The sequence below is a fragment of the Rhodococcus sp. D-46 genome (assembly GCF_011290655.1).
Classification (GTDB): domain Bacteria; phylum Actinomycetota; class Actinomycetes; order Mycobacteriales; family Mycobacteriaceae; genus Rhodococcus_F; species Rhodococcus_F qingshengii.
This window is the reverse complement of record NZ_JAANTF010000003.1, coordinates 434,557-459,819: the sequence shown is the minus strand read 5'-3', so window position 1 is coordinate 459,819 and position 25,263 is coordinate 434,557. Positions and strand designations below refer to the sequence as shown.

The 25,263-nt window shown below is 62.3% G+C and carries 20 protein-coding genes; 12 read left to right on the top strand and 8 right to left on the bottom strand.

From position 1 onward, the window contains the following. Positions 1-37: 37 nt before the first annotated feature. The 3 genes from purB to G9U53_RS10085 form a co-directional block, all read right to left on the bottom strand. Complete coding sequence (gene purB / locus G9U53_RS10095; RefSeq protein ID WP_058039170.1) at positions 38-1,459, bottom strand: adenylosuccinate lyase; 1,422 nt, start codon at positions 1,457-1,459, stop codon at positions 38-40. Between the two features lie 55 nt (positions 1,460-1,514). Next, on the bottom strand, positions 1,515-2,120 hold the full coding sequence (locus tag G9U53_RS10090; RefSeq protein ID WP_003945736.1) for a TetR family transcriptional regulator: 606 nt from the start codon (positions 2,118-2,120) through the stop codon (positions 1,515-1,517). 64 nt (positions 2,121-2,184) lie between these two features. Continuing rightward, positions 2,185-3,345, bottom strand: a complete 1,161-nt coding sequence (locus G9U53_RS10085) for a pyridoxal phosphate-dependent aminotransferase (protein WP_037132442.1) — start codon at positions 3,343-3,345, stop codon at positions 2,185-2,187. A 162-nt stretch (positions 3,346-3,507) separates the two neighbouring features. Between G9U53_RS10085 and G9U53_RS10080 the strand changes: the two genes are divergently transcribed. From G9U53_RS10080 to G9U53_RS10070, 3 genes are read left to right on the top strand one after another with little or no spacing between them, the layout of a single operon-like run. Next, complete coding sequence (locus tag G9U53_RS10080) at positions 3,508-5,118, top strand: ABC transporter substrate-binding protein (protein WP_042452661.1); 1,611 nt, start codon at positions 3,508-3,510, stop codon at positions 5,116-5,118. A 54-nt stretch (positions 5,119-5,172) separates the two neighbouring features. Then, positions 5,173-8,541, top strand: coding sequence for a serine hydrolase (locus G9U53_RS10075; RefSeq protein ID WP_058039171.1), 3,369 nt, complete (start codon positions 5,173-5,175; stop codon positions 8,539-8,541). Between the two features lie 20 nt (positions 8,542-8,561). Beyond that, positions 8,562-9,959: a serine hydrolase domain-containing protein gene (locus G9U53_RS10070; protein ID WP_042453531.1), complete on the top strand. Its 1,398-nt coding sequence runs from the start codon at positions 8,562-8,564 to the stop codon at positions 9,957-9,959. 51 nt (positions 9,960-10,010) lie between these two features. Here the strand turns inward: G9U53_RS10070 and G9U53_RS10065 are convergent, their stop codons facing one another. After that, positions 10,011-10,820 carry a hypothetical protein gene (locus tag G9U53_RS10065; RefSeq protein ID WP_054782118.1) on the bottom strand — a complete coding sequence of 270 codons (810 nt, stop codon included), beginning with the start codon at positions 10,818-10,820 and terminating at the stop codon, positions 10,011-10,013. A gap of 82 nt (positions 10,821-10,902) precedes the next feature. Here G9U53_RS10065 and G9U53_RS10060 point away from each other — a divergent pair, with 82 nt between their 5' ends. After that, a complete protein-coding gene (locus G9U53_RS10060) occupies positions 10,903-12,291 on the top strand; it encodes a HAMP domain-containing sensor histidine kinase (RefSeq protein ID WP_058039172.1) in 1,389 nt (462 codons plus the stop codon). A gap of 3 nt (positions 12,292-12,294) precedes the next feature. Here the strand turns inward: G9U53_RS10060 and G9U53_RS10055 are convergent, their stop codons facing one another. Next, positions 12,295-12,969 (bottom strand): response regulator transcription factor, encoded by a 675-nt coding sequence (locus G9U53_RS10055; protein ID WP_037132434.1) that lies wholly within the window; start codon positions 12,967-12,969, stop codon positions 12,295-12,297. Between the two features lie 117 nt (positions 12,970-13,086). On the opposite strand from G9U53_RS10055, the gene G9U53_RS10050 reads away from it, so the two are divergent. Further along, complete coding sequence (locus G9U53_RS10050; RefSeq protein WP_207624134.1) at positions 13,087-13,920, top strand: phosphatase PAP2 family protein; 834 nt, start codon at positions 13,087-13,089, stop codon at positions 13,918-13,920. Here G9U53_RS10050 and G9U53_RS10045 read toward each other — a convergent pair. Continuing rightward, complete coding sequence (locus tag G9U53_RS10045; protein WP_242692485.1) at positions 13,856-14,938, bottom strand: ABC transporter substrate-binding protein; 1,083 nt, start codon at positions 14,936-14,938, stop codon at positions 13,856-13,858. The genes G9U53_RS10050 and G9U53_RS10045 overlap by 65 nt on opposite strands. 42 nt (positions 14,939-14,980) lie before the next feature. Here G9U53_RS10045 and G9U53_RS10040 point away from each other — a divergent pair, with 42 nt between their 5' ends. Then, entirely contained in the window at positions 14,981-15,493 is a 513-nt protein-coding gene (locus tag G9U53_RS10040; RefSeq protein WP_231914999.1) for a MarR family winged helix-turn-helix transcriptional regulator, read from the top strand. Positions 15,494-15,567: 74 nt separating this feature from the next. On the opposite strand, the gene G9U53_RS10035 is transcribed toward G9U53_RS10040, so the two are convergent. Continuing rightward, the gene (locus G9U53_RS10035) at positions 15,568-17,136 is read right to left on the bottom strand and encodes a GMC oxidoreductase (RefSeq protein WP_007734403.1); all 1,569 of its coding nucleotides are present in this window, start codon (positions 17,134-17,136) and stop codon (positions 15,568-15,570) included. A 242-nt stretch (positions 17,137-17,378) separates the two neighbouring features. After that, on the bottom strand, positions 17,379-18,635 hold the full coding sequence (purD, locus tag G9U53_RS10030; RefSeq protein WP_058039174.1) for a phosphoribosylamine--glycine ligase: 1,257 nt from the start codon (positions 18,633-18,635) through the stop codon (positions 17,379-17,381). Positions 18,636-18,806: 171 nt separating this feature from the next. Between purD and G9U53_RS10025 the strand changes: the two genes are divergently transcribed. The 6 genes from G9U53_RS10025 to G9U53_RS10000 all read left to right on the top strand — a co-directional run bounded on the left by G9U53_RS10025 (position 18,807) and on the right by G9U53_RS10000 (position 25,206). Beyond that, a complete protein-coding gene (locus tag G9U53_RS10025) occupies positions 18,807-20,429 on the top strand; it encodes an ABC transporter substrate-binding protein (RefSeq protein ID WP_058039175.1) in 1,623 nt (540 codons plus the stop codon). Further along, a complete protein-coding gene (locus tag G9U53_RS10020) occupies positions 20,426-21,460 on the top strand; it encodes an ABC transporter permease (RefSeq protein WP_007734398.1) in 1,035 nt (344 codons plus the stop codon). The genes G9U53_RS10025 and G9U53_RS10020 overlap by 4 nt, the downstream gene beginning before the upstream one ends. Next, a complete protein-coding gene (locus G9U53_RS10015) occupies positions 21,453-22,274 on the top strand; it encodes an ABC transporter permease (protein WP_058039176.1) in 822 nt (273 codons plus the stop codon). Before G9U53_RS10020 ends, G9U53_RS10015 begins: the two co-directional genes overlap by 8 nt. Further along, the gene (locus G9U53_RS10010; RefSeq protein WP_165638628.1) at positions 22,271-23,188 is read left to right on the top strand and encodes an ABC transporter ATP-binding protein; all 918 of its coding nucleotides are present in this window, start codon (positions 22,271-22,273) and stop codon (positions 23,186-23,188) included. Before G9U53_RS10015 ends, G9U53_RS10010 begins: the two co-directional genes overlap by 4 nt. Position 23,189: 1 nt before the next feature. Beyond that, entirely contained in the window at positions 23,190-23,837 is a 648-nt protein-coding gene (locus G9U53_RS10005) for an ATP-binding cassette domain-containing protein (protein ID WP_003945821.1), read from the top strand. A 70-nt stretch (positions 23,838-23,907) separates the two neighbouring features. After that, entirely contained in the window at positions 23,908-25,206 is a 1,299-nt protein-coding gene (locus G9U53_RS10000; protein WP_165638627.1) for an HNH endonuclease signature motif containing protein, read from the top strand. Positions 25,207-25,263 lie beyond the last annotated feature (57 nt).

The following is a 25,263-nucleotide window of genomic DNA, read 5'->3' as shown; positions in this document are numbered from 1 at the left end:
AGTGGTGACCACCGAAAAGGCGCACGGGGCGTAGCCCTTACAGAATCGGCGACGGCGCGTACGCCGCAGCTTCGGGGTTGGCGTCGACAAGTTTCTGCACCTCGGCGACAACGGCATCGACCTGAGCCGAAGCGGCACCGACAAAAGCAGCCTTGTCGGCCAGGGCCTCGTCGAGTGCAACGCGGTCGAGCGGCAAACGGTCGTCGGCGGCAAGGCGATCGAGCAGGTCGGGCTCCTTGCCCTCTTCACGCATCGCCAGCGCAACTGCGACGGCATTCTCCTTGATCGCCTCGTGTGCGGTCTCGCGTCCGACGCCGGCGCGGACGGCGGCCATGAGCACGCGCGTCGTGGCGAGGAACGGCAGATACCTGGTCAGTTCCTTCTCGATGACGGCCGGGTACGCGCCCATCTCGATCAGCACGGTCAGGAAGGTCTCGAACATGCCGTCGATCGCGAAGAACGCGTCCGGAAGCGCGACGCGGCGCACGACGGAGCAGAAGACGTCGCCCTCGTTCCACTGCGCACCCGCAAGCTCGGCTGCCATGGAGCCGTATCCGCGCAGGATCACCTGAAGTCCGTTGACTCGCTCGCACGAGCGGGTGTTCATCTTGTGCGGCATCGCCGAGCTGCCGACCTGGCCGGGCTGGAAGCCTTCGGTGACCAACTCGTGGCCGGCCATCAGGCGGATCGTGTGTGCAAACGACGACGGGCCCGCGCCGACCTGAACGAGCGCGGAGATGACGTCGTGGTCGAGGGAACGCGGGTACACCTGGCCGACGCTGGTCAACACGTGAGCGAATCCGAGGTGCTCCGCAACCTTCGCTTCGAGCTGCTCGAGTTTGGCCGCATCGCCGTCGAGGAGGTCGAGCATGTCCTGAGCGGTCCCCATCGGGCCCTTGATCCCACGAAGCGGGTACCGGTCGATCAGCTGGCGCAGACGCGTCAGTGCAACCAGCAGCTCGTCGGCGGCCGAAGCGAAACGCTTGCCCAAGGTGGTGGCCTGAGCTGCGACGTTGTGCGAGCGGCCGGCCATAACGATGGACGAGTACTCGGCAGCGCGCTCACCCAGACGGGCGGCGACGGCGATGCCGTGGCTGTAGACGTGTTCGAGAGAACGCACGATCTGCAGCTGCTCGACGTTCTCGGTGAGGTCGCGGCTGGTCATGCCCTTGTGGACCTGCTCGTGCCCGGCAAGTGCGTTGAATTCCTCGATGCGTGCCTTCACGTCGTGGCGGGTGACCCGCTCGCGGTCCGCGATGGACTCGAGGTCGACGTTGTCGATGACACGCTCGTAGTCGTCGATGGCGTCGGCCGGAATGTCGATGCCCAGCTCTGCCTGCGCACGCAACACCGCCACCCACAATTGACGCTCGAGCACGATCTTGTACTCGGGAGACCACAGAGCAACAAGCTCCGGGCTGGCGTAGCGGTTGGCAAGGACATTCGGGATGCGGCTCACGAGGCCTCAGTCTAACGGTGGCCGAGCAGTGCCGTTACCCCCGATAGAGACCGAGCTAGACCGGCGGCGCCATCACGTCGATCGATTCCAAGAGCATTCCCCTGGCCAACCCCCGTGGGTCCGGGTCGTACTCCCCCAGAGCCGTGATCATCGCACCGTCGACCATCGCGACGAGACGGCGCAATTGCCCCTCGGGAGCGGAGCGGCCCGAGCGTCGAAGCGCATCGGTCAACAGGTCGTCGAGCTGGGCTCGTAGGCGCAACTGCACGTCACGAAGTGCGGGATGACGGGCACACGCGACGAATCGTTCGTAGCGCGAGATCAAACGCTCGCGGCTCTCCGGCCGCTTCTCTTCGTCTCCGAGCAGCAGCTCGACCAACAGTTCGACGGTTGATTCCGCGCCCCGCCGACGTTGGGTCACCGCAGCCACTCTGGCGCGCATCGCTTCCATGTCGGCGTTGCCGTTGAGCTCGACGGCACACGCGATCAGATCGTCGAGTGAGTCGAAGTAATAGGTCGTCGAAGCCAGTGGAAGGTCAGCTCTGGTTGCCACCGCTCGGTGACGAACGGCGTCGAACCCGCCCTCCAGCAAAAGTTCAGCAGCGGACGCCACCAGAGCTTGGCGACGTCGTTCGCCCTTGGGCGTAGCTGCAGAAGACACCACGACATCGTGCCAGCAGAGGGCACCTCCGCATGGCGAAACAGCTCGAAGACCCTGCTGTTTGTTACCCGAGCCACTTCTCGAGGCGGGCCAGTGCCTCCTGGATGTCTGCTGTCGCACCCGCGAACGAGAGTCTGACCATCCGGTTTCCGTGGACGGTGTCGAAATCGATTCCGGGTGCCAGCGCGACCCCGGTATCTGTCAGCAACCGGGCACACCACGCGGTGGCGCCCTCGTCGCCACACAGATGGCCGATGTCCGCGTAGACGTAGAACGCACCGTCGGCGGGAGCCAACTCGGTGATGCCCAGTTTCGGCAACCCGGTCAACAACAGTTCACGATTGACGGCGTACCGCTGAACGTGCCCGTCCAACTCGACCTTCGCCTCGTCCGAGAATGCCTCGACGGCGGCGTACTGAGAGATCGCGGGCGGACACACGGTCATGTTCGACGCGAGTCTCTGCAGCGGGCGCCGAAGATAGGTCGGCACCAACATCCACCCGAGTCGCCAACCCGTCATCGAGAAGTACTTGGACACCGAGCCGATCACGACGGATTCGCGTGAGGTCTCCCAGGCGCTCGACGTGTGCTGATCGCCGTATCCGATGCCGTGGTAGATCTCGTCCGAGATCAGAAGAGTTCCGTGCTGCTCGCACCACGTCGCCAATGCAGCGAGCTCCTCGGGCGAGATCACCGTGCCCGTGGGATTTGCCGGGCTCGCGACGATCAGACCGGCAGGCGGCGACGGCAAAGCCTCGAGCATTTCCACTGTCGGCTGGTATCGAGTTGCCGGCCCGCAGTCGAGTTCGACGACGTTGCAGCCGAGAGCGGCAAGGGTATTGCGGTACGCGGGATATCCGGGTCGAGCAACCACCACGGTGTCGCCCTCGTCGAACGCGGCCAGGAAGAGCAAGGTGAACGCCCCGGACGAACCGGTCGTCACCACCACGTCTTCGGCGTCGACGGCGATTCCCGATCGCTCGCTGTGGTAGCGCGCAATAGCCTCGCGTAGCTGCAGGATCCCGAAAGTCTCGGTATACCCGAGTAGTTCGGTGCCCAGAATCTCTCGCGTCGCACGTAGCACCGGTGCCGGCGCGGGCGTCGACGGTTGACCTGCCGCCAAGGTCAGGACGTCACCATGTGTCCGCTGACGTTCGGTCGCGGCCTTCCATACATCCATGACATGGAAGGTCTGGATATCTGATCGACGAGATTCTGAGCGCACACTCCGACGGTAGTCGAACCGTGGTGCGGCAAGAAACGACGACCACCCATTGTGACGATCGGACAGATTCAGGCGCTCAGCATGAGTCGATTCAACGAGACCTGGGCCACGTCCCTCGCGCAACATTGATCAACGACTTCCTTCGATCAAAAGGTGCATCAGATGAAAGCTCGCTCAGTGCCCACTGCGGCTCTGGTCACGATCGGCGTTCTCACGGTTGCCTCGTGCGGAAGCACCTCTGATCCTGGCGGCAATTCTTCCGGCGACTACGCGAAGGACGGCAGTTTCACCACGATCGTGAACACCGATCCCGGCAACCTTCATCCCCTGATCACCAATCTGACTGCCACGCAGGCGATCAACAGCTATACGAACGACTCGTTGTTGGCCATCGACCCCAAAACCCGCGCAGCGGGCTCGTATCTGGCCGAAAAATGGAGCGAGAACGGAACTTCGCTGAACTTCACCCTCAAAAAGGGGATCACGTGTGAAGACGGCACGACCTTCACTGCCCAGACAGCGGCAAACAACATCAACTGGGTCGTCGACACGACCAACGGCTCGCCGTGGTTGGGAGCATCCGTACCCGAAACTGCGGTAGCAACCGCTGATGGTGACGAGCTCACGATCAAGACAACGGAACCCGCGCCCTTCCTCCTCGAGCGCATCGGCGCTCTCAAGATGGCGTGCCAGGCAGCCCTCGACGACCCTGCCAGTGTTCGAGGCAGCAGCAACGGAACCGGACTGTTCAAGATCACCGAAGTAGTGGCCAACGATCACGTCACGCTCGAACGCCGCGACGGATACAACTGGGGGCCGAACGGCGAAACCACGTCGGACACGCTCGGAGTGCCCAAGACGGTCACGATCAAGGTCGTGACCGACGCCGCGACGACGGCGAATCTCGTCCTCACCGGAACGGTCAACGCGGCCCCGGTTGCCGGCGCGGATATCGAACGTGTGGAAGCTTCAGGCCTCGAGTCGATGACGTCCAACACCCTGAGCGGACAGTTCATCTTCAACCACAATGCGGCTCTCCCCACCAAGGACGAAGCCGTACGCACCGCACTCGTGCAAGCGATCGATCTCGACGATTACACGGACATCAACACCGGTGGCAAAGGCTCACGAGCTACGGCACTGGCAGTAGTCGATCCGCGGGCGTGTGACTTCGACAGCGTCACCGGTGTAGTTCCGAAGTTCGACATGGCCGCTGCGAAAAAGACTCTTGCGGACGCCGGTTGGAAGCCCGGATCCGACGGTGTCCTGACCAAGGACGGTCAAGCGCTGCAATTGACGGTCATCTTTGCGAACTACCGCGACACTACCTCTGCAGCAGCAGAATACGCGATGAAGCAGTGGCAGGAGCTCGGTGCGAAGGTAGAGCTTCGTGGTGGTGACAACAACTTCATCATTTCCAACACATTCGCAGCGAAAGACCTGACGTCATGGTCGATCTCGATCGGACTGACCGTCCAGAGCGATACCCCCAGCATCTTCGTTCCGTACTTCGCCGGCCCCACCCCACCGTCGGGTGTCAACTTCGCATCGATCGACAATCAAAAGTACGCCGAACTGGCGGCGAAGGCCTCGGTTCTGCCCGGGCAGGAATCCTGCTCGGTGTGGAAGGAAGCGGAACAAGCACTGTTCACCTCGTCCGACGTCATTCCGGTGTCCACGTCGCCGAACTTCATGTTCTTCAACGGCGCAACGGCCCTGTATGCACCAGTTGGCGGCACCCTGGCCGGCCCTGGCATTCGCGTTCTGAAATAAGCCGGAAGACAAAGCTTTACGTCTGCATCTATTTCTCCGATTCGAAGGATCTACATGACTGACCGTCCATTTGTTCTCGACGACCTCCACCGTGTGGTCACACCCACTGAGACCTCAATCTCTCCCGACGGCGCCGTGGTCGTCTTCGTTCGCTCGGAAATTGTTGCCGGAAAGGCAACTACATCGCTCTGGGCGGTGTCCCGCGATTCCCAGGCTCGTCGCCTCACCGCAGGGCCCGCCGATTCGGCCCCGCGGTTCTCTCCGGACGGAACGTCGATTGCCTTCCTGCGTAAGGTCGGCGACTCCGCGCAGTTGCACCTGATCCCGCTCGCCGGTGGCGAGGCCGAAACTCTCACCACAGCAGCATCACTCCCCCTCGGCGCCGGTGCAGCGGCCTGGAGCCCGGACGGAAATGCCATCGCGTTCGCCGCTGTGGTCTCACGTTCGGACTCCACCGATCCGAATGCTCCCATCGTCACCGACCGACTCGGATACAAGGTGGACGGTGCCGGTTGGCTCGGCACCTTCCGGCGCCACCTGCACACCGTCGATCTGGAGACGAAGGCAGTTCGACGGCTCACCGACGGTGATTGGAATGCAGACGTTCCGTCCTGGTCACCCGACGGCACGGCCCTTGCCTTCACCGCGAATCTCGAACCGGACAGCGATCTGAACCTCACGTTCAGCGCCTACCGCATCCTCGTCGACGATCTGTCGGTTCCCCCGCAGCGACTCGGTCATGCCACCGGAGTGCAGGGCTCCACACTGTGGCATCCGCAGGGAGATTCGGTCGTCGCCATCGGCACTCCCGAGGTCCGTGTCGGAACTGCAGACCTGATCCGGCTGTCCGTCCCCGGCCCAACCGAGACACCGGTCGACGTCACCCTCACAGCTCATCTCGATCGCAACGTGATGCCCGGTGCACCCGGTTACCCCGGCGGCACACCGGCACTGTCGAATACTCGCGACGAAATCGTGTTCTGCCTACGCGATCGTGGATGGACGCATCTGTACGCGGCCGACATCGAAACCGGCACCTCTCGATCCCTCGTCGCCAATCCCAACGAGGTCGTCTCGGCGCTCTCCGTTGCCCGTGACGCCCGCGTCGCCTCCGTCATCGTCACCACGCAGCAGTCCTTCGGCGAGGTCGCACTCGTCGATCTCGACAGCGGCGCGGTCACCACGCTGACGAAATTCACCGCAGAAGCACTCCCCGAGGTGACACTGTTTGCCGCCGAGGAACGCGAGTTCACCATCTCCGACGGCCGCACCGTGCATGGTTGGTTGCTGTCCGCTCCCGAAACCAGTGGCGCTGCACCTCTTCTGCTCGACATTCACGGCGGACCGCACAACGCGTGGACCGGCGTTGCAGATACCTATCACCCCGCCCACCAGGTTCTCGCCGCCCAGGGTTGGCGCATCCTGACCCTCAATCCACGTGGGTCGGACGGGTACGGCGCAGACTTCATGTACGCCGTCAACGGCGCCTGGGGTACCTCCGACCAAGCCGACTTCCTCGAGCCGATCGACGCGCTTGTCGCCGAGGGACTTGTCGACGGGGACCGTCTGGCGATCACCGGGTACAGCTACGGCGGATACAGTACGTGTCACCTGACGTCCGCGACGGATCGTTTTGCCGCTGCGGTTGCCGGCGGGCTGATCTGCGATTTCAACGCCATGGCCGGAGTCTGCGATTTCGGTCCGCACCTCGCGTCACTCGCCACCGGCACGACTGTTCCCGAGAACTCCGCGGGGCTCCTGGCAGCCTCACCGCTCGCCGCCGTGAAGAACGTGGTGACCCCGACGCTGATCCTGCACGGAAAGTCGGACGAGCGGTGCCCGCTGGGTCAAGCCGAGGCCTGGTTCGCCGCACTGCGCCAGCAGCACGTACCCACCCGTCTGGTGGCGTATCCCGGTGCAAGCCACGGGTTCCTCGTCAACGGCTCGATCTCGCACCGAATCGACTACAGCACACGACTCATCGAATGGGTCAAGCGATACACCTCCGCGAAGCTGCCCAAGACCGGCCTGGCCAACGCGTCTGCCGGAGCCGACGCGTGGAAGCGTTCGCTGGACGTACTGTGTGAGCGTTACGGCGTCACCGGTGCTCAATTCGGTATTCTCACACTCGATTCCAACGGCAAGGAAATCACCCGTACGACGGTGGCTTCCGGCGTGATCAATGCAGACACCGGGGTCGAGGTATCCACCGACTCCCTGTTCCAGATCGGATCCATCACCAAGGTATGGACCGCGATGCTGGTCATGCAGCTTGTCGACGAAGGCTTGCTCGACCTGGACGCGACCGTCCGGTCGATTCTGCCCGATTTCGCACTGCAGGACGAGGAAACAGCTGCCCGCATCACGGTTCGCGCACTTCTGAACCATCGCAACGGAATCGACGGTGACCTGTTCATCGACAAGGGTCGCGGCGACGACGTCGTCGAACGCTACGTCGAGGGCCTGCGTGACTTCCGTCAGGTTCATCCACTCGAGGACGGCTTCGCGTACTCGAACTCCGCGTACGTCCTTGCAGCTCGTATCGTCGAGGTTCTTCGCGGCGGCATCTGGGACGACATCCTCAAGGAGCGGATCATCGATCCGCTCGGCCTCGCGCACACACTCACGTTGACCGGAGATACACCGAGATACTCTGTGGCAGCGGGTCATACGGGGAACTCCGTCGTGATGCCCGTCTGGCCGATCACGCGCTCGATGGGGCCCGCGGGTTGCATCACTGCCAGCATCGGAGATCTACTCACGTTCGCGGAACTCGGTCTTCTCGAAGGACAGAGCGTCGACGGCGCACGGATCGTGTCGGAAAAGTCAGCCGCCGCGATGCGCACACCCGAAATCGACATCAGCGAACTGTTCCCGGACAAGTCGGGTTGGGGCCTGGGCTGGTTCCACGAAACCTGGTCGGGCGAAGAGATTTTCGGGCACGACGGCAGCACCATCGGGCAGCACGCATATCTGCGTATCTTCCCCCGCCACAATGTCGCGATCGCACTGCTGACCAGCGGCGGCAAGGCCGACGGCCTCTACCGTGATCTCTTCACCGAAGCCGCGGCCGCGTTGGTCGGACTCGAACCTCCGCAAGCCCTCGCCCCGAACCCCGCGAGTGTGGAGTCGATTCCGGATTCGGTTCTGGGAAAGTACAGCTCGGGCGGGATAGCAATCGAGTTCCGTCGTGGAGAGTCCGCTGACGAGGCCGTGATCACCGTCATCGGCGACGTAATCCCGAATCCCGAGGAAGACGAAACAGCTCCGAAGAAGCCTGCAACGGTAGCCACTCTCGTACCGTCGCAGATCCCGGGGACCTGGACCACCCGTCAACCCGGGGCCGCCGGTTGGACGACGGTACGGCCGCACCGAGACGGAGTGTACGTCGGATTCCGCTTCCTACCACGGGTTAACGCGTGACGATGACCGATACACATACGATGACGGAAACACAGAACGCCGAAACACAGAACGCCAGCGAACTCGAGGAATCAAAGATGCAAGAACAGCTTCAAGAACTCGTCGATCAGTGGAGGGTCGAGGCAAACATCCCCGGCGTCTCGGTCGGCATCGTGCACGGCGACAAGGACATCGTCGTCACCAGTGGCATCGAGAGCGTCGAAACCCAACTCCCGGTCACCGACAAGACGATGTTCATGATCGGCTCCACCACAAAGGTGTTCGCCGCAACAGCCGCGATGGCACTCGTCGAGGACGGCCTACTCGATCTCGACACCCCGTTGGTCGAGTACGTCCCCGAACTGACCTTCGCCGACGAAACAGCCACGCGCACAGTCACGATGCGTCACCTCCTCACCCACACCGGCGGATTCACCGGCGACGCGGGCCTCTCGGCAGGCTGGGGCGAAGACGCCCTGGGACGCTCGGTTTCACGGCTGAACGAACTGCGACAAGAATTTCCCGTCGGAGAAGTCTTCTCCTACAGCAACTCCGGATTCGTTCTCGCCGGACATGTCGTGGCCAAGATCAGCGGACTGACCTTCGAAGAGCTGGTCAAGCAGCGCGTGCTCGACCCCCTCGACATGAAGAACTCGGCCTTCCTGCCCTGGGACGTGATGACCCACCGGTTCGCACTCGGTCACTACATCCGCGACGGTGTGCCGTTCGTGTCCAACGAAACCGGGCTGGACCGCGGCATGATCCCTTGCGGCGGAATGTGGTCCTCGGTGCGAGACCAACTCGTCTGGGCACGTTACGCACTGTCTGGCGAACACCCCGGCGAAGGACAACCGCTCGACGAGTCCACCCGGTTGTTGATGCAGAAGCCGCAGCGTCCCGCCGCGATGATGTTCGAAGAAGTCGGCCTGGGATGGCTGTTGACTCGATACGGAACCACACAGGTAGTGCGGCACGGCGGAAACGTGAGCAACCTCCAGGTCTCCGAGTTCATGACAGTGCCCGAGAAGAACTTCGCCGTCACCGTGCTGACCAACGCCCTCGGCGGCGGAATCGGCAAGAAGATCGTCGACTGGTGCATGGCCAACCTCACTGAACTACCCACGCCGGCATCCCTGGACGTGGTCGAGCCCGAACCCGCTGCCGTCGACGCAGTCCTGGGCAAGTATCAGGCCGGCTCACTGACGATGACCGTCGCCCCCGGTGACGAGGGAATCGGCATCCGGATGGGCAGCGCGCAGGATCTCGGTGAATACGAGGACATCGTCTGGCCGCCGGCAATCCCGATCGCCTTCCTCAACGACCGTGACTTCGCTGCGCGCGCCGACACCACCCGGGCGTTGGGACGCTTCGTCACCGACGACACCGGTCGCGCCGTGATGCTCGAATTCGGCGGCCGCACCGCCAAGCGAGTGGCTTGATCCTCTAGACGGGTGACGCGGTCCGAACAAGTGCGATCGAACTCGCCGATCTCACCGGACCGCGTCACCCGTTTTTGCGTCTGCGGGCTGCCGTTCATTGCTCGGTTCTGGCAGAACATCGACTTTGGTGCCAGTGAGAAAGGCGACCAGCGCGACGATCACGATCGTGAAGACAATGCTCACCACCGTCGGCCCGAATCCCAAGCCGCCCTCATCTCGGTCTTGGGTCAACAGGTCACCGATGGACGCTCCCAATGGACGAGTGACAACATAAGCGATCCAAAATGCAAGTACAGCATTGAGTTTCAGGCCGAAGTGCGCGGCGGCCACTACGGCGATCACGACGCCGAACAACACAGCAGACTTCGCATACCCCAGGTCCACCTGTTCGGCAATCAAGTCTCCTGCCGCCGTTCCCAGTGAAAATGTGAACAGGATGGCGAACCAGTAGAACGCTTCGCGCTTCGGCGTGCGAATACTGTGGATGGACAACGTCCGTTCACTGGCAAACCAGATCCCGAACGTAGCGGCCAGGGCAACCGCAAAGACTCCCGTACTCACTTCGAGCGGTACACCGAGATCGTCGGTCAGAATGTCGGTGATGAGCGTTCCGACTACGCTGATCAGAACTACCACCAGCCAATAAATCCACGGTACATACTGTTTCCGCGTGAACTGGATGATCAGCGCGACGACCAAGAACACCGAAGTCAACGCAGCGGTGCCGATCAGTCCGATACCTAGATCCGCGTCGAGTGAATCCGCGGCAGTCTCCCCCACCGTCGTGCCCAGAATCTTGATCAGCCAGAAGTACAGTGTGACCTCTGGGACCTTGCTCGCCATTTCACGCGTGAACGCCATGTCGGCCAGCGTGGCACCTGGTTGTTGAAGGGAAGCTGAGAACGTTCGCCGCGATTGCGCCGGAGAGTACAGACTGGACGTCATGGAGCATCTTGCCTCGTCGATTCTGCACCCGTCCCGGTGGAGCGTGCGCGCGCGGTCGACCGTGGCTTCGACACTCGTGATCGCCTTCTGCCTGGTGATCGCCGGGCTTGCACTGGTTTTCGTGCTGGCAAACTCCCTGCATCTGTCCGCGCTGAACAGCTCCGACGCTCGCGCCACGCAATTGGTCCAGCAGCTCAACGGAAAAAACCCGGCCGATCTCGACCCTTCGCTTCTGTCCACAGACAGTCAGATCGGAATCGTGCAGATCGTCGACGCCGATCACCGAATAGTCGCCCAATCACCTGGAACCGACAGCGACCTCCTGTCCGAACGTTTTCTCGGCCCTGACGAGTCGGACGCTCTCGGAAGGGTCAAGAAGTCCGACGACGAGGACTACTGGCTGATCGGGCGAGGCGCTCAGACGGCGACCGGACCAGTCACCGTCTTCGTCGGCGCCGACCGCGAACCGGTTGAAACCGTGGTGACGACCGTTGCCGTTCTGCTGGCCATCGTCGGACCTCTGGTCCTGGGGCTGGCAGCGTTTGCCACCTACCGCCTCGTCGGTTCGGCCCTCGCTCCCGTCGAACGCATCCGCGCTCGGGTAGCATCGATTTCGAGTGGGCGTCAAGGTGAACGAGTGCCTGTCCCGTCAGGGAACGACGAGATAGCCCGACTGGCAACAACAATGAACGACATGCTGGCGCGCCTCGACGAAGGTGCGCTGGCCCAGCAACGATTTGTCAGCGATGCCTCACACGAGTTACGCAGTCCGCTGTCCACGATCACGACGGCCCTCGAACTGGCACACCGACGCCCGGATCTCCTCGACAACGCGCTGATCGAAGACGCACTACTTCCCGAGGCGCGCCGGATGCGGCAGTTGATCGAAGACCTGTTGATTCTCGCGCGCTCTGACGAAAGCGAACTCGAAAAGTTCGGCATCGTCGTCGACGTCGACCTCGATGACATCTTGTTCGCCGAGCAGAAAAGGATCGACGGTATCTCCGCAGTTACGGTCGCCGCTGCCGTGGCTCCGGTTCGGGTCTCCGGAGACCCGAGAGCATTGACGCGGATGGTGCGAAACCTCGTGGACAATGCAGTGCGGCATGCGGAGACCCTCGTGTATCTCGAGTGCTCCGAAGCCGGAAACGAAGCCCACATAGTGATCGAGGACGACGGGCCCGGAATCCCTGCAGCAGAACGCGAACGAATCTTCGGACGCTTCGTCCGCCTGGACCAGCCGCGGTCGAGGCAGGGAGGCGGGTCCGGACTTGGACTCGCCATCGCGTCGGAAATAGTTGCGGCGCACCACGGAACCATTTCCGTCAGCGAGAGGGCGGGCGGTGGAAGTCGATTCGAGGTGACGATTCCGGTACCGAACGACTGACGATCAGGCAGTGCCGACAAAGCGGTACCCGACGCCTCGGACCGTTTCGATGCTCTGAGTTCCGAACGGGAGGTCGAGCTTCTTACGAAGGTAACCGATATACACCTCGACGATGTTCTCGTCACCTTCGTAGTTGGTGTCCCAGACAGAGCGAACGATCTCGGTCTTCGTGACCACCACACCATTGTTGCGCATCAAGAATTCGAGAACGCTGTACTCCCTTGGCGTCAGGGTCAATTCGATTCCCGCTCTGCTCACCTGATGTTTGGCCGGGTCGAGGGACAGGTCTCCAACGGAGAGTATCGCCGGACGTTGTGGAGCGCCGCGACGCACCAGTGCGCGCAGCCGAGCGAGAAGCACGACAAACGAGAATGGCTTGACCAGGTAGTCGTCGGCGCCGAGATCGAATGCATCAGCCAGGTCGTATTCGCCGTCCTTTGCCGAGAGCATGAGGATCGGCGTCCAGATCTCCCGGGCGCGTAGATCCCGCACGATGTCGTACCCGTGTTTGCCCGGCAACATGATGTCGAGAACGATCACGTCGAATTCGTCACTGCACGCAGTCGCGAATCCGTCGTCACCGTTGAGTTCGACGGCGGTCACGAATCCCTCGGCCACCAATCCCCGCCGGATCGTCTCGGCCAGGCGCACTTCGTCTTCGACCACCAGTACTCGCACCACCGGCCCCGTTTCGTCGCCACGCAGTTGTTCGGATGCACCCAGTAGAGCAGACGGTAGACCCAGAGCCGAGTTCCGTTCAGCGTTTCTTCAGCTTCGGCTCGTCACACTGCATTCATGCCTGCAACTGTGTCGACCGTGCGAAACGTGGTCACCGAAGTCCTGACCGAGAGCACCACCGCAGAGATCGCGGTCGCCGCAATCGTGGTGGCCGCAGCTCTGTTCGCGTTCGGTTCGATCTACCGAGCTTCCGGCGTTCGGTCTACAGCCCTTCGCACGTGCGGACTCGTGCTTGCACTGGTGACGCTGTCGATCCAGGTGTATGGAAGCGGGTGGTTGACGAGCTTCGACGGGCCGGTGACCGACTGGATGGTCGATCATCGGAGCGGCGCCCTGAACCAGATCGCGGTCGCCGTCACAGATCTCGGTAGCCCGGTCGCCACCGCGCTACTCGGGATCACCTGCGGAGTGCTCATCTCATGGCGTGCGCGTTCGGTCGTTCCGGGCTTGATCGTGATCGGAACCGTTGGCGGGGCGGCGGTCGCCAGCACGGTAATCAAAGCGCTCGTCGGTCGCGAACGTCCGCCGACCAACATCCAGGTTCTTCTCGAGACCGGCCACTCGTTCCCCTCCGGTCACGTGACGGGCACAGCAGCGCTGTTCGGCATTGCCGTTCTCGTTGTGAGCGTCGACCGAACACCGGCCGTCAAACGCCTTCTGATGCTCCTCGCCGTGACGGTCACCGTCGTCGTCGCGCTGACTCGCCTCTACTTGGGTGCGCACTGGCTCACCGACGTCATCGCCGGAGCCATTCTCGCGACGCTTGCAGTCACGGTGGGTGGAGCCCTCTTCCGATTCGTCGGCACTCACAACCAAGCTGAATCGACTACTGCTGCAATGCGCTCTGCAGAACCTTCAGCACTTCACGAGCCGCAGTCGGCCCGGTATTGAGGTAAAAGACGTCATCGTCAACAGCGACGGCGTGGTTGGCGACCACACCACGTAACTGCGCCCACAACGGCGCGTTCGTCAATGTCGCCGGGTCCCCGCCCTGCACGCCGTAGAAGATCCAGTCGGCGTCCGCCACGTTCAACTCTTCTTCACTGATGTCTCGGGAAGTGTCGTCGAACTGCTGCGACTGCGGACGGGTCAAGCCGGCATCCTCGGCGATACTGCCGGTGAACGAAGGAATACCGAAGATGCGCAGACGATTTCCGTTCTGGCGCGTGAACGACACCGTCGGCGGCGACGAGAGGGAAGCACCGAGGGCCGCGGCATCGGTATTGAAGGTATCCAGCAGTACCGTCGCCTGCTGCGTCTTACCTACCCCGTCGGCAACCAGCAGGAAGTCCTGCTTCCAGTAGACGCCGGTTCCCTGTGTTGCCACCGTGGGTGCGATGACAGAAAGCTGGTCGTACAGCGAATCAGCGTCCTTTCCTGCAACATTCATCAAGATCAGGTCAGGATCGAGCGTGACGATCGCTTCGAAATTCGGTGTGAAGCGTCCACCTGCGTCAACGACATCACTTAGCTGAGTACGGAATTCGGGGTATGCAGACAACAAGTACGGAGGCACCAGGTCCGCACCGTCACCACGCGTCGAACCTGCGGGCACGACACCGAGCGACAGGAGAGCATCTGCTTGCCCGGTCGAGATGACGACAACCTTTTCGGGCTGCGATTCGATCGTGGTGTCCCCTTTGAAGTGTGAGACGGTACGAGGGAACTCGCCGTCCGACTTTCCGCTCCCCATTCCAACCAGGACTTCTCGCGGAGCGACAAACGCAGAGTCCGCCGGAGCCGACGCACTGATCTCGGCATCTGTGGGCGACGCGTCCTCGCTCGAGCAGCCACTGAGAGCTGCCACCAATGTCAGTGCGCCGATCAGCATTACACTGCGTGACTTCTTTCGAAAATTCATGATCGTGTCCCGTACGTCGTGAAGCATGACAGCTTCATCTTCCGTCATGGTTAGGTGACCCTACCCTTTGAAGAACTGTAAACTATATCTGTGTCAGATACAGTTCCAGGGCGTGGATCACACGAGGTCGATCGCTACTCCGATCGCGTGCCCACCGCGGAAGAAGCATCGAGATCACTCATCGCTGCGGCGTTCGAATTGCGTCGAGCGCTGCGGGAATACATGGATACGTCGGGTACCGACGCGACTCTGCCAGAGGCACAATCCGAAGTACTTCACGATGTCGCACACCATCCGGGCACTCGCATCGGGGCCGTGGCCGATCGCCTCTCCAGACGCCCGAACACCGTCAGCACGCTGGTGCGCACACTCTCCGACAAAGACCTGATCGAACGGCGACCCGATCCCACGGACGGCCGAGTGAGCACACTTTTCGTGAAGGACGAGCGAAGCGCACGACGGGACCGTCGATCCGAACTACGCATCGGTGTCCTCGCCGAAGAATTGGCGTCCCTCGACGAGGGCGACCTCGACACATTGACCACTGCCGTCGGTATCCTCGACCGAGTCAATCGATCATTGCGAGATCACGCACCGCGGTGACACTCCGGGACATACAGAAGCGGTGCGGTGCAGCACCTGCCGCACCGCACCGCACCTGCTGACGAGTTACCGCCCTAGTTCATGTCGTTCGCAATGATGTTCTCGATATTCCGTTCGGCCAGAGCGGTGATGGTGACGAACGGATTGACTCCCACATTGCCCGGTACGAGGGATCCGTCCATGACGTACAGACCCGGGTACTCCGGCAGACGACCGTAGCCGTCGGTCGCCTTGCCGAGCACACAACCGCCGAGGGGGTGGTACGTCAACTGATCGCCCCACGTCTGCGTCGGGCCGAAGAGGTCGGTCCGGTAGATCGTGCCTTCCTTCTTGTTGATCTTGTCGAAGAGCTTCTTCGCCATGTCGATCGACGGCTGGTTCTGCGAGCGCTGCCAGTTCAATCCGACTTTGCCTGTTGCCGAGTTGAATTGGAACTGAGCACGTTGCGGATTCTTGGCAATCGCCAAGTACAGGCTGACCCACAGTTCGGTACCGGCCGGGAAGGGTGCGATTTCCGCAAAGACGGGAGCGGATGTGTCGGCCCAGTTGTCGATACCCATCACGGGGATCGCGGACTGCTTCGCACCGGTGGCGTCCCACATGTGATTGGCGCGGCCCACCATCACGTTGCCGTTGTGACCCCATTCCTGTCCAACTGCACCCGGCAAATTCGCCAGCTGCCCTTGCGCTTTCATCGCGACCAGGAGCTTGCTGGTCCCGATACTGCCGGCCGCGAAGAAGACCTTGTCCGCCGTCACTGTCTTGGTGCCGACGGTATTGCCCTGCTCGTTGATCTGGTTCATCACCACTTGATAGCCACCGCCGGTCGCGGCCGGGGCAACCGAGGTCACGACGTGCAGAGCTGAAATGGTGAGCTTGCCGGTGGCGGATGCCGCAGCGAGGTACGTCTTGTCCAGAGATTTCTTTCCGGCATTGTTGCCGTAGATGACCTCACTGACCAGAGCAGACTTGGTGACCTGGCCGGCAGCTTCCTGCTTCATGTAGTTGAAGTCGTAGACATTCGGCACGAACGTTGTTGTGTAACCGGATCTCTCAGCGGTCTTTCGCCCCGTCCGCGCGAACTTGTAGTACTCGGTCGATTCGAACCAGGCCGGGTCGATGTTGTTGACTCCGAGCGCAGCGTTCGCGCGCGGGAAATACGTCGAGTACATCTCGTTGGAATCGACACCGGGCAGGATCTCTTCGAAGTAGTTACGCTTGGGTGTGACGGCCATACCGCCGTTGACCAGCGACCCACCGCCGACCCCTCGGCCCTGGTAGACCTTGATCCCGCCGAAGTCCTCGGCGTCGAGAACACCGACGTAGCGGCTGATGTTCTTGTCCACCGAGCCGCCGGAGAAGTGTGAAACCGGTTGAACTGTACGGTCTCTGAGCCAGAAGGACCGACCGTCGGGCGAGAGCATCGGGCAGAAGATCTTGCCGTCGGACCCTGGTGTGGTCCACGACTTCCCCATCTCGACCATGTGCGTGTCGATACCGGCCTGTGTCAGGCGAAGTGCCGCAACGGCACCGCCGTATCCACTGCCGATCACGAGCGCGGGGACACGGTCACCGTCGTTCAATGCTCGTCTGGGCGCAGCGGCCGCCGTGGTCCACGAGGACGAGAGTGCGGCGGCCCCCACAGCTAATCCTGTTGCTGCCAAGAAGTTTCTACGCGAGAGCGTGGAATTGGTACGTGCGTGCCGTTCGTTGGATCCAGCGCGAATGCTCAAGTGTGCCCTTCTCTTTCCGTGACCCCCGCGCTGAGATATACCGGGAGAAACCGAACGAGAAGTCCATACTCGTGGGTAACTTCGAGGAACCGTTGATTTTCCATGAAAAGGGCCGATGAACAGAAAGTTCACCGGCCCTCCGAAAGAACGAGTCAGGGAATTGAGATGCGACCTTCGACGGCGCCGAGCCCGATGTCCTTGCGGAAATGACCGCCGGGAAGCTTGACGTCGGCGATCTTTGCGTAGGCGTCGTCGCGAGCTTCGGTCAGATCCTTGCCCACTCCGACAACACTCAGCACACGCCCGCCGGCCGAGACGACGGCACCGTCTTCACGCTTCTTGGTACCGGCGTGCAGGACTCCGTCGGCGTCGGCTCCGGTGATCACGTCGCCGGTGCGTGGGGTTGACGGGTAGTTCTCCGCGGCAATCACGACCGTGACAGCGGAACCGTCGCGCCACTGCAACGGACCGACCGAATCGAGTGTTCCGGTCGAGGCCGCATTGAGTAGACCGCCCAGCGGCGTTTCGAGGAGAGCAAGCACGGCCTGAGTTTCGGGGTCACCGAACCGGCAGTTGAATTCGACGACGGCCGGGCCGTCGACACCGATCGCCAGACCGGCGTAGAGAAGGCCGGAGAAACTGCTACCGCGCGCGACCAACTCGGCAGCGACAGGCTTGACGACGTCGTCGACGATCTGCATGACCATCTCGTCGGGCAGCCACGGCAATGGGGTGTACGCGCCCATGCCGCCGGTGTTGGGTCCGGAGTCTCCGTCGCCTACTCGCTTGTGGTCCTGAGCCGGGAGCAGCGGGATCACGGTTTCGCCGTCGACGAGGCAGAAGAGCGAAACTTCCGGACCGTCGAGGAAGGACTCGAGGAGAACCGGGTGTCCGGTCTCGAGCAGTTCTGCGGCATGATCGCGCGCGGCGAGACGATCCGTCGTGACGACTACGCCCTTACCCGCGGCCAGTCCGTCGTCCTTGACCACCCAGTTGGGACCGAAGCGGTCGAGTGCTTCGTCGAGCTTGGCCGGATTGTCGACGATCTCGCTGTGAGCGGTCTTGACGCCGGCGACAGCCATCACGTCCTTGGCGAAAGCCTTCGATCCCTCGATGCGGGCGGCGTCGGCCGAAGGCCCGAAGCAGGCGATACCTGCTGCGCGCACCGCGTCTGCGACACCGAGGACCAGCGGAACCTCGGGTCCGATGACGACGAGGTCGGCTTCGACCTTCTGGGCCAGCGCGGTAACCGCGTCACCCGAAGCGACGTCGATGGGGTGCTGCTCGGCGATTTTTGCGATCCCGGCATTGCCAGGCGCGCAGATCAGGGCCGTGACACCTGGATCGCGAGCAAGAGAGAGAAGGAGGGCATGTTCACGGGCTCCGGAGCCGATTACTAGTACGCGCACGGTGAACAGACTACGGCCTGCGATAACAGGGCTCTCGGAGTGCCACTGGCGGGGCCAAGGTCCCAGCGTTCGGCCTTTGTGCGAAATATCCGTTTCGAGATGAGATCATATGAATACCTGAATAGGTGAACAGATGTTTTCGTACACCTGTCCACCAAGGAAAGGACACCCGTGAAACTCCACAAACCAGGCGTTCTGACGCTCACCGCAACCGCCGCAATCGGCGCACTTCTGATCACGTCGTGCAGTAGCCCGACTGGCACCGACTCCTCGGGCAACAACGACGGCCTGGTCTTGGCCGACGGCTACGAGCTGGGCGGCTACAACCCGGTCGCAGGCTTCGGCGCTGCCGGTGAGGCCAAGATGTACGACGGCCTCGTCCGGCTCACCGGAGGGACCGGCATGCCGGGATTCGAGCCGTCTCTGGCCGCGGAGATGCCCACTGCCAATGCCGACGCGACAGTCTGGACGGTCAAGCTACGTGACGGCGTCACCTTCTCCGACGGGTCGACCTTCGACGCCGACGACGTGGTTGCCACGTACAAGGCGATCCTCGATCCGGCTTCCGCCTCCGAAGCGCGGTCGTCGTACGACATGATCAGCGACGTCGTGGCCGTCGACGACAGCACAGTCGAGTTTCGTCTCGCCTACTCGTATGCGCCCCTGCTGACGAAGATGCTGATCGGCATGGTCCCGTCGGAATCCCTCGCGACACCCGGACTGGCCGCCGAATCGCCGTTGAACACCGCACCTGTCGGTACGGGTCCGTACACACTCGTCGATCTCTCACCGGATCGAGCGGTCTTCGAGGCGAACGAGAACTACTGGGACGGTGCACCGGAGATCAAGAAGCTCACTCTCCTCTACGTTCCGGACGACAACACCCGCGCCCAACGTATGGTATCCGGCGAGATCGACGGAACCAATCTCCCTCCACTGCTTGCCAATACGTTCTCGGGCAAAGACAACATGTCGGTGACTGCCCATCAGTCAGCGGACTGGCGCGGTCTCTCACTTCCGACGAACAATCCCGTGGCAGGCGACAAAGCCGTACGGATGGCGCTCAACCTCGCCGCCGATCGCCAGTCGATGATCGACAACGTCCTGGGCGGACACGGCCGCGTCGCCGCCACCCCGATCCCCGAGGTCTACGGCGATTCGTACAACCCGAACGCAACCTTCGCCTACGACCCGGCCGAGGCCGAGCGAATTCTCACCGAAGCGGGCTGGATCGAAGGTTCCGACGGAATCCGTTCGAAAGACGGTCAGCGGGCGCAGTTCACGATCATGTACAACTCCGTCGACACCGTTCGACGTGATCTCGCTCAGGCATTTGCCTCCGATGCTCTCGCTGTCGGCATCGAGGTGGATCTCGAAGCGCTCTCCTGGGACCGCATAGACCCTCGAATCAACCAGGATTCGACGCTTCTCGGTGGTGGAGACGAACCTTTCGATCCAGACACGCAGGCGTACGACGCGCTGAACTCGAAGTACATAGCGCCCGGGGTCGGCAGCATCTACGACAACGCCAGCGACTACTCCAATCCAGCAGTCGACGCAGGCTTGGAAGTAGGACGCCGCAGCCTGGATCAGGCAACGCGTGACGCCGCGTATCGCGACGTGCAGCAGGCGTACGTCGAGGATCCCGGATTTGTCATCCTCGTATTCCTCGACCATACGTACGTTTCGAAGGATTCCGACTGGCAGATGTCCGGACCTGTACTCGAGCCACACTCACACGGTGTGACCTGGGGCCCGTGGTGGTCACTGCAGACGTGGGCCAGAGGGCAATGACAGCGGTCGACGTTCGGGTAGACGCGAGGCAATCGCTCGACCACCGTGGCAACTCCCGCCGAAAGGCCATCCTCACGATGGTCGGTCGGCGGGCGTTGTTCATCGTGCCGGTGATCGCCGTGGTGTCCGCGGGACTCTTTGCCGCCGCCGCGATCTCACCGTTCGATCCACTTGTCGGCTACCTGGGCACGCGATACATGACGACCAGCGACGCGGACAAAGCGTTGATCGCCGATCAGATGGGTTTCGACAACCCCTGGTACAGCACGTACTGGAATTGGCTCCAGGGCGTGTTCACCGGTGATCTCGGGATCTCCAGATCGTTCAATCAGCCTGTTTCCCAAGTTATCTCCGAGCGTCTGCCATGGACCCTGCTGCTGGTCGGTATCTCACTCCTCATCGCGATTCTCGCCTCGCTGACACTCGGTGTTCTCGCCGGAATCCGCAGTGGAGGATTCTTGGACAAGACCGTGTCCGGGCTGAGCGTCGTGGTCCAAGGACTTCCGCCGTTTGTCTTGTCGCTGGGTGCCATCGCGCTCTTCGCGTTGACTCTCGGCTGGCTCCCGGTCGCCGGGTTGACCGACGGGGGTGCCGATCCCACACCGGGACAGGTGATCCGGCACTTGGTCCTACCGGTGACGGTCCTCTCCATCTCGCAGATGCCGTGGCTCCTACTCGCGGTCCGAGAATCCGTCGTGGGTTCGAAAAGTGAGGGATTTGTCGCGGGCGCCGTAGCACGCGGAATCCCGACGCCGACCATCACGAAACGCCACATACTGCCGACCTCACTGGCGCCTTTCGTGAACATCGTCGGCGTGCGACTGCCCGAGCTGATAGTCGGGGCAGTGCTGGTGGAAGAGGTCTTCAGTTGGCCAGGGATCGCCGGCGCCATCGTCTCGTCAGCCCGTGACCTCGACATGGCACTGCTCGCGTTCCTCACCGTCGGTACGACATTGACGGTCATGCTCGGCTCACTGATTGCCGACGTCCTCGTTGCAGTACTCGACCCGAGAGTGAGTACCGATGGCTGAACGACGCTTCAAGATCGCCGTCGGCGTGCTGATCCTCGTGGCGCTGTACGCGGCGTTGGTCCCATGGTTGGCCGACGTCGACGACCGAGTCACAGACTTCTCGGCGGCTCGCCTGGCTCCGTCGTTCGATCACCCGTTCGGAACTGACTCGGCGGGCCGAGATCTATTCGTGCGCATAGCTGCAGGCATCAGAACCTCACTTCTGATCGCACTCGCCTGCGCGCTGCTCGCCACGGTGATCGGCGTCGCCGTTGGCACTACGGCCGGACTGGTCGGCGGCTGGGTGGACAGGTTCGTCATGCGCGGCACCGATGCCGTCAACGCACTCCCCCACCTGTTGCTCGGCATCGTCATCGTCGCGATGTTCCGTGGAAGCATTGCCGCCATCGTGCTTTCGATCGCACTGACCCACTGGACCCAAGTGGCCCGGATCATCCGCTCCGAGATCTTGAGTCTGCGCGACCGTCCCTACATCGACGCCGCCATTCTCGCGGGAGCCAGTCGACGTCACGTGATCATGCGCCACCTCGTGCCGGCGACGGCGCCACAGGCTTTGATCGCAGTCGTTCTCCTGCTGCCCCACGCCGTCTGGCACGAATCGACGTTGTCCTTCCTGGGATTCGGCCTTCCCCCGCACAAGCCCAGTCTCGGGACGCTTCTCGAAGAGGCACGCGGTTCTCTGCTCCTCGGCGGTTGGTGGACGCTGGTATTCCCCGCCGCAGTTCTCGTGATCGCCACCGTCGCAGTTGCCGTCGCCGGTTCGGCCCTGCGGTCGATGCTCACGCCCCCTCGACCTTCGGAGTTGCGACTGTGAACCACGGCCTGCGCATCGAATCTCTCACCGTCAGGATCCCTCTACTCGGAGGATCGGTAGTTCACGCTGCGAGCGACATCGACCTCGACGTTCAAGCTGGCACGGTGACCGCACTTGTCGGGGAATCGGGGTGTGGCAAGTCGATCATCGCCACCTCGGTCATGAACATGTTGCCGCCGAATGCTTCTCGAACCGGAACGGTCACCGTCGGAACACCGGACCTCGAGATCGACGTCTTCTCCGGCGCCGCGTTCCGTGGGCGGCACGTGGCTCTCGTTCCACAATCCGCCGCAACACATCTCACCCCCGTCCGCACTGCGCGATCGCAGCTACAGGAGACGATCGACGCACTCGGCAGCGATCACACTTGCGATGCCTTGGCACTTCGCGTCGGACTCGAACCGTCGGCCCTGGACTGCTACCCGCACGAACTGTCGGGCGGCATGGCGCAACGCGTGGCCATTGCCGGTGCGATGGCCGGGAATCCGTCGGTGATCGTCGCAGACGAACCCACCGCCAACCTCGACCGCGAACTCACCGACCACGTCATGGGATTACTTCGAGAGTGCGCGGACGCCGGAGCGGCGGTCCTGCTCATCACCCATGACCTGGCATCCCTCACCCGCAGCGGTGTCGCTGATCGACTTGCCGTCATGTACGCATCACGCATCATGGAGACCGGTCCGGCCGCGCTGGTGTTCAAAGATCCGCTTCACGATTACACCCGAGACCTTCTCGGCGCCTTACCTTCCAGAGGTTTGACTCCCATGCCGGGATCGCCACCGCAACTCACCGATCTCCCCAAGGAGTGCGTCTATCACCTACGACGCCCGGAGTCGAAACAATCCGGTGGCCCGACCGAACTCGTCACATTGGGTGACCGCACGTACCGAACGCTGCGGAAGGTGGGCTGACATGAGTCTGCAAGCTCTGGGAATCACCAGCGGTTACCGTCGCAACCGGCCAGTTCTCGAGAACGTCTCGCTCGAGATTCCGTCGGGAAAGCTGATCGGCCTGACCGGGCCTTCGGGCACCGGAAAATCAACACTTGCAAGGATTCTCGCTTCGCTGGATGCACCGTGGTCAGGCGAAGTGCGGATCGACGGATCACCCGTTGTGGGTACCAAATTCTCGGTACCCGCGGCACTACGCGGCACGGTGTCCATGCTGTTTCAGTCACCTCGCGCATCGACCGACCCTCGGCAGACGCTCGCCTCGATCATCGGCCAACCCGGTGACATTGCCAGTAGGTCAATCGATGTGGCCGCGCTGGCAGCAGAAGTGGGCCTCACTCCCGATCTCTTGTCGCGCAGACCACACCAGGTGAGCGACGGCCAACTACAGCGCGCCTGCCTGGCGAGATCGCTGGCGCAACAACCGAAATACCTCATCTGTGACGAGGCGACGGCGATGCTCGACGCCGCCACGACGGCAGCGCTCATTCGGTTGATCGAGAGTCGCGCCGCCGAAACCGGCGTCGGTGTATTACTCATCAGCCATGATCGCGAATTACTCGGCGCCTGCTGCGACGTGGTCCACGACCTCGACAGTATCAGCGCTTAGCCCCTGCGAAATCGACCCTTGACCCGAACGTATGTTCGAGTATGATTTGGGCAGGGGATCGGGGGATTCAATGAGTGTCTTGTTGTCGGATGTGGTGTCTGGTTCTGCGGTGGGTTTGCGCGGACGCCTGTGGCAGTTGACTGCTGCGGAGTTGCGTGAGGCTGCTGTCGAGGCGAGTGCGGAGATTCTGCGCCTCGAGGCCGTGCGGGTGGCCGTGGTCGACGAGTTGTCGATGCGCCCGGATGATCAGGTGATCACGAGCCGCGGGGTGGGTGCGTGGTTGGCGGCCAACACGATGCTGCAGGTTCGGGACGGGAAAAAGATCGCCGCGTTAGGTTCAGCGTTGCGGCCGTTTCCGGCGGTGGCTGCTCGGTTCGATGACGGGGATTGCTCGTTCGATCATGCCGTGTTGATCGTGGCGTTCTGTGAGTCACCGCCGAAGGGGATGCCGGAGGAACTCCCGCGCTGTATCGATTTGTTGTTGGCTGCTGCGTCGGGTGTGGAGGCGACGACGACGAAGGTGCGGAACGTGATCGCGACGTTGGAGCGGTTGTTCGAGTCCGATGAGATCCCGCCCGCCGAGGATGTCGATCTCAACGAGTTGCGGATCGCGTCGACCTTGAACGGTCGGGTGGTGGTGCGTGGTGATTTCGACGCCCTCACCGGTGAGATGTTGCTGTCGGCGTTGTCGAATCTGACGATGCCCACCCCGGCACCGGACGGGACGCCGGATGCCCGGTCGGCGGCGAAACGGACCGCGGACGGGTTCACCGAACTGATCCGCCGCTATCTCGATTGCGCCAAGACCGGTACCGATGGTGGTCAGCGTCCGCATGTAAACGTGCACATCAACGCTCGGGATCTGGCGGAGCATCGGGACTGCGCCGCCACACCAACTGATGGTGGTGGAGTGGCTGTGTCTGATCTTGATGTCGGCCACATGCCGTGGCTCGGACCGCTGTCCGTTTCGCAGACAAGGCTTCTCGGGTGTGATTGTTTCCTCTCGACCGTGCTGCTCGACGATCACGGCGCGCCCTTGGATGCGCAACCAGGAAAGAGGTTGGTCACCGCCGAACAACGGACTGCGTTGATTGCCCGCGACAGAGGCTGCGCGTTCCCCGGCTGCACGTGCGTACCCGCCTGGACGGATGCGCACCATATCCGGCACTGGGCGAACGGCGGCCCGACGGTGATGAACAACCTGGTCCTGCTGTGCCGTTCACACCACCGACTGATGCACCGAAAATCCGGGTTCGTCGGCAAATGGGAAATCCGAATAGGAGTCGACAACAAACCCTGGTTCATCCCGCCACCCTCAATCGACCCGCAGCAGCACCCGCGGCCGGCGAACACCACCTTCAAAACCTGAGGACGAACCTCAGGCATACAACTTCACGCCAGGTCCGCATCGAAGGAAGCACCTCCG

Excerpts from the sequence above, each read along its gene's own strand:
- G9U53_RS10005 (WP_003945821.1), top strand. The coding sequence starts at position 23,190 with ATGAGTCTGCAAGCTCTGGGAATCACCAGCGGTTACCGTCGCAACCGG.
- G9U53_RS10080 (WP_042452661.1), top strand. The coding sequence starts at position 3,508 with ATGAAAGCTCGCTCAGTGCCCACTGCGGCTCTGGTCACGATCGGCGTT.
- G9U53_RS10050 (WP_207624134.1), top strand. The coding sequence starts at position 13,087 with ATGCCTGCAACTGTGTCGACCGTGCGAAACGTGGTCACCGAAGTCCTG.
- G9U53_RS10060 (WP_058039172.1), top strand. The coding sequence starts at position 10,903 with ATGGAGCATCTTGCCTCGTCGATTCTGCACCCGTCCCGGTGGAGCGTG.
- G9U53_RS10020 (WP_007734398.1), top strand. The coding sequence starts at position 20,426 with ATGACAGCGGTCGACGTTCGGGTAGACGCGAGGCAATCGCTCGACCAC.
- G9U53_RS10070 (WP_042453531.1), top strand. The coding sequence starts at position 8,562 with ATGACGGAAACACAGAACGCCGAAACACAGAACGCCAGCGAACTCGAG.
- G9U53_RS10075 (WP_058039171.1), top strand. The coding sequence starts at position 5,173 with ATGACTGACCGTCCATTTGTTCTCGACGACCTCCACCGTGTGGTCACA.
- G9U53_RS10065 (WP_054782118.1), bottom strand. The coding sequence starts at position 10,820 with ATGGCGTTCACGCGTGAAATGGCGAGCAAGGTCCCAGAGGTCACACTG.
- G9U53_RS10015 (WP_058039176.1), top strand. The coding sequence starts at position 21,453 with ATGGCTGAACGACGCTTCAAGATCGCCGTCGGCGTGCTGATCCTCGTG.
- G9U53_RS10045 (WP_242692485.1), bottom strand. The coding sequence starts at position 14,938 with ATGACGGAAGATGAAGCTGTCATGCTTCACGACGTACGGGACACGATC.
- G9U53_RS10000 (WP_165638627.1), top strand. The coding sequence starts at position 23,908 with ATGAGTGTCTTGTTGTCGGATGTGGTGTCTGGTTCTGCGGTGGGTTTG.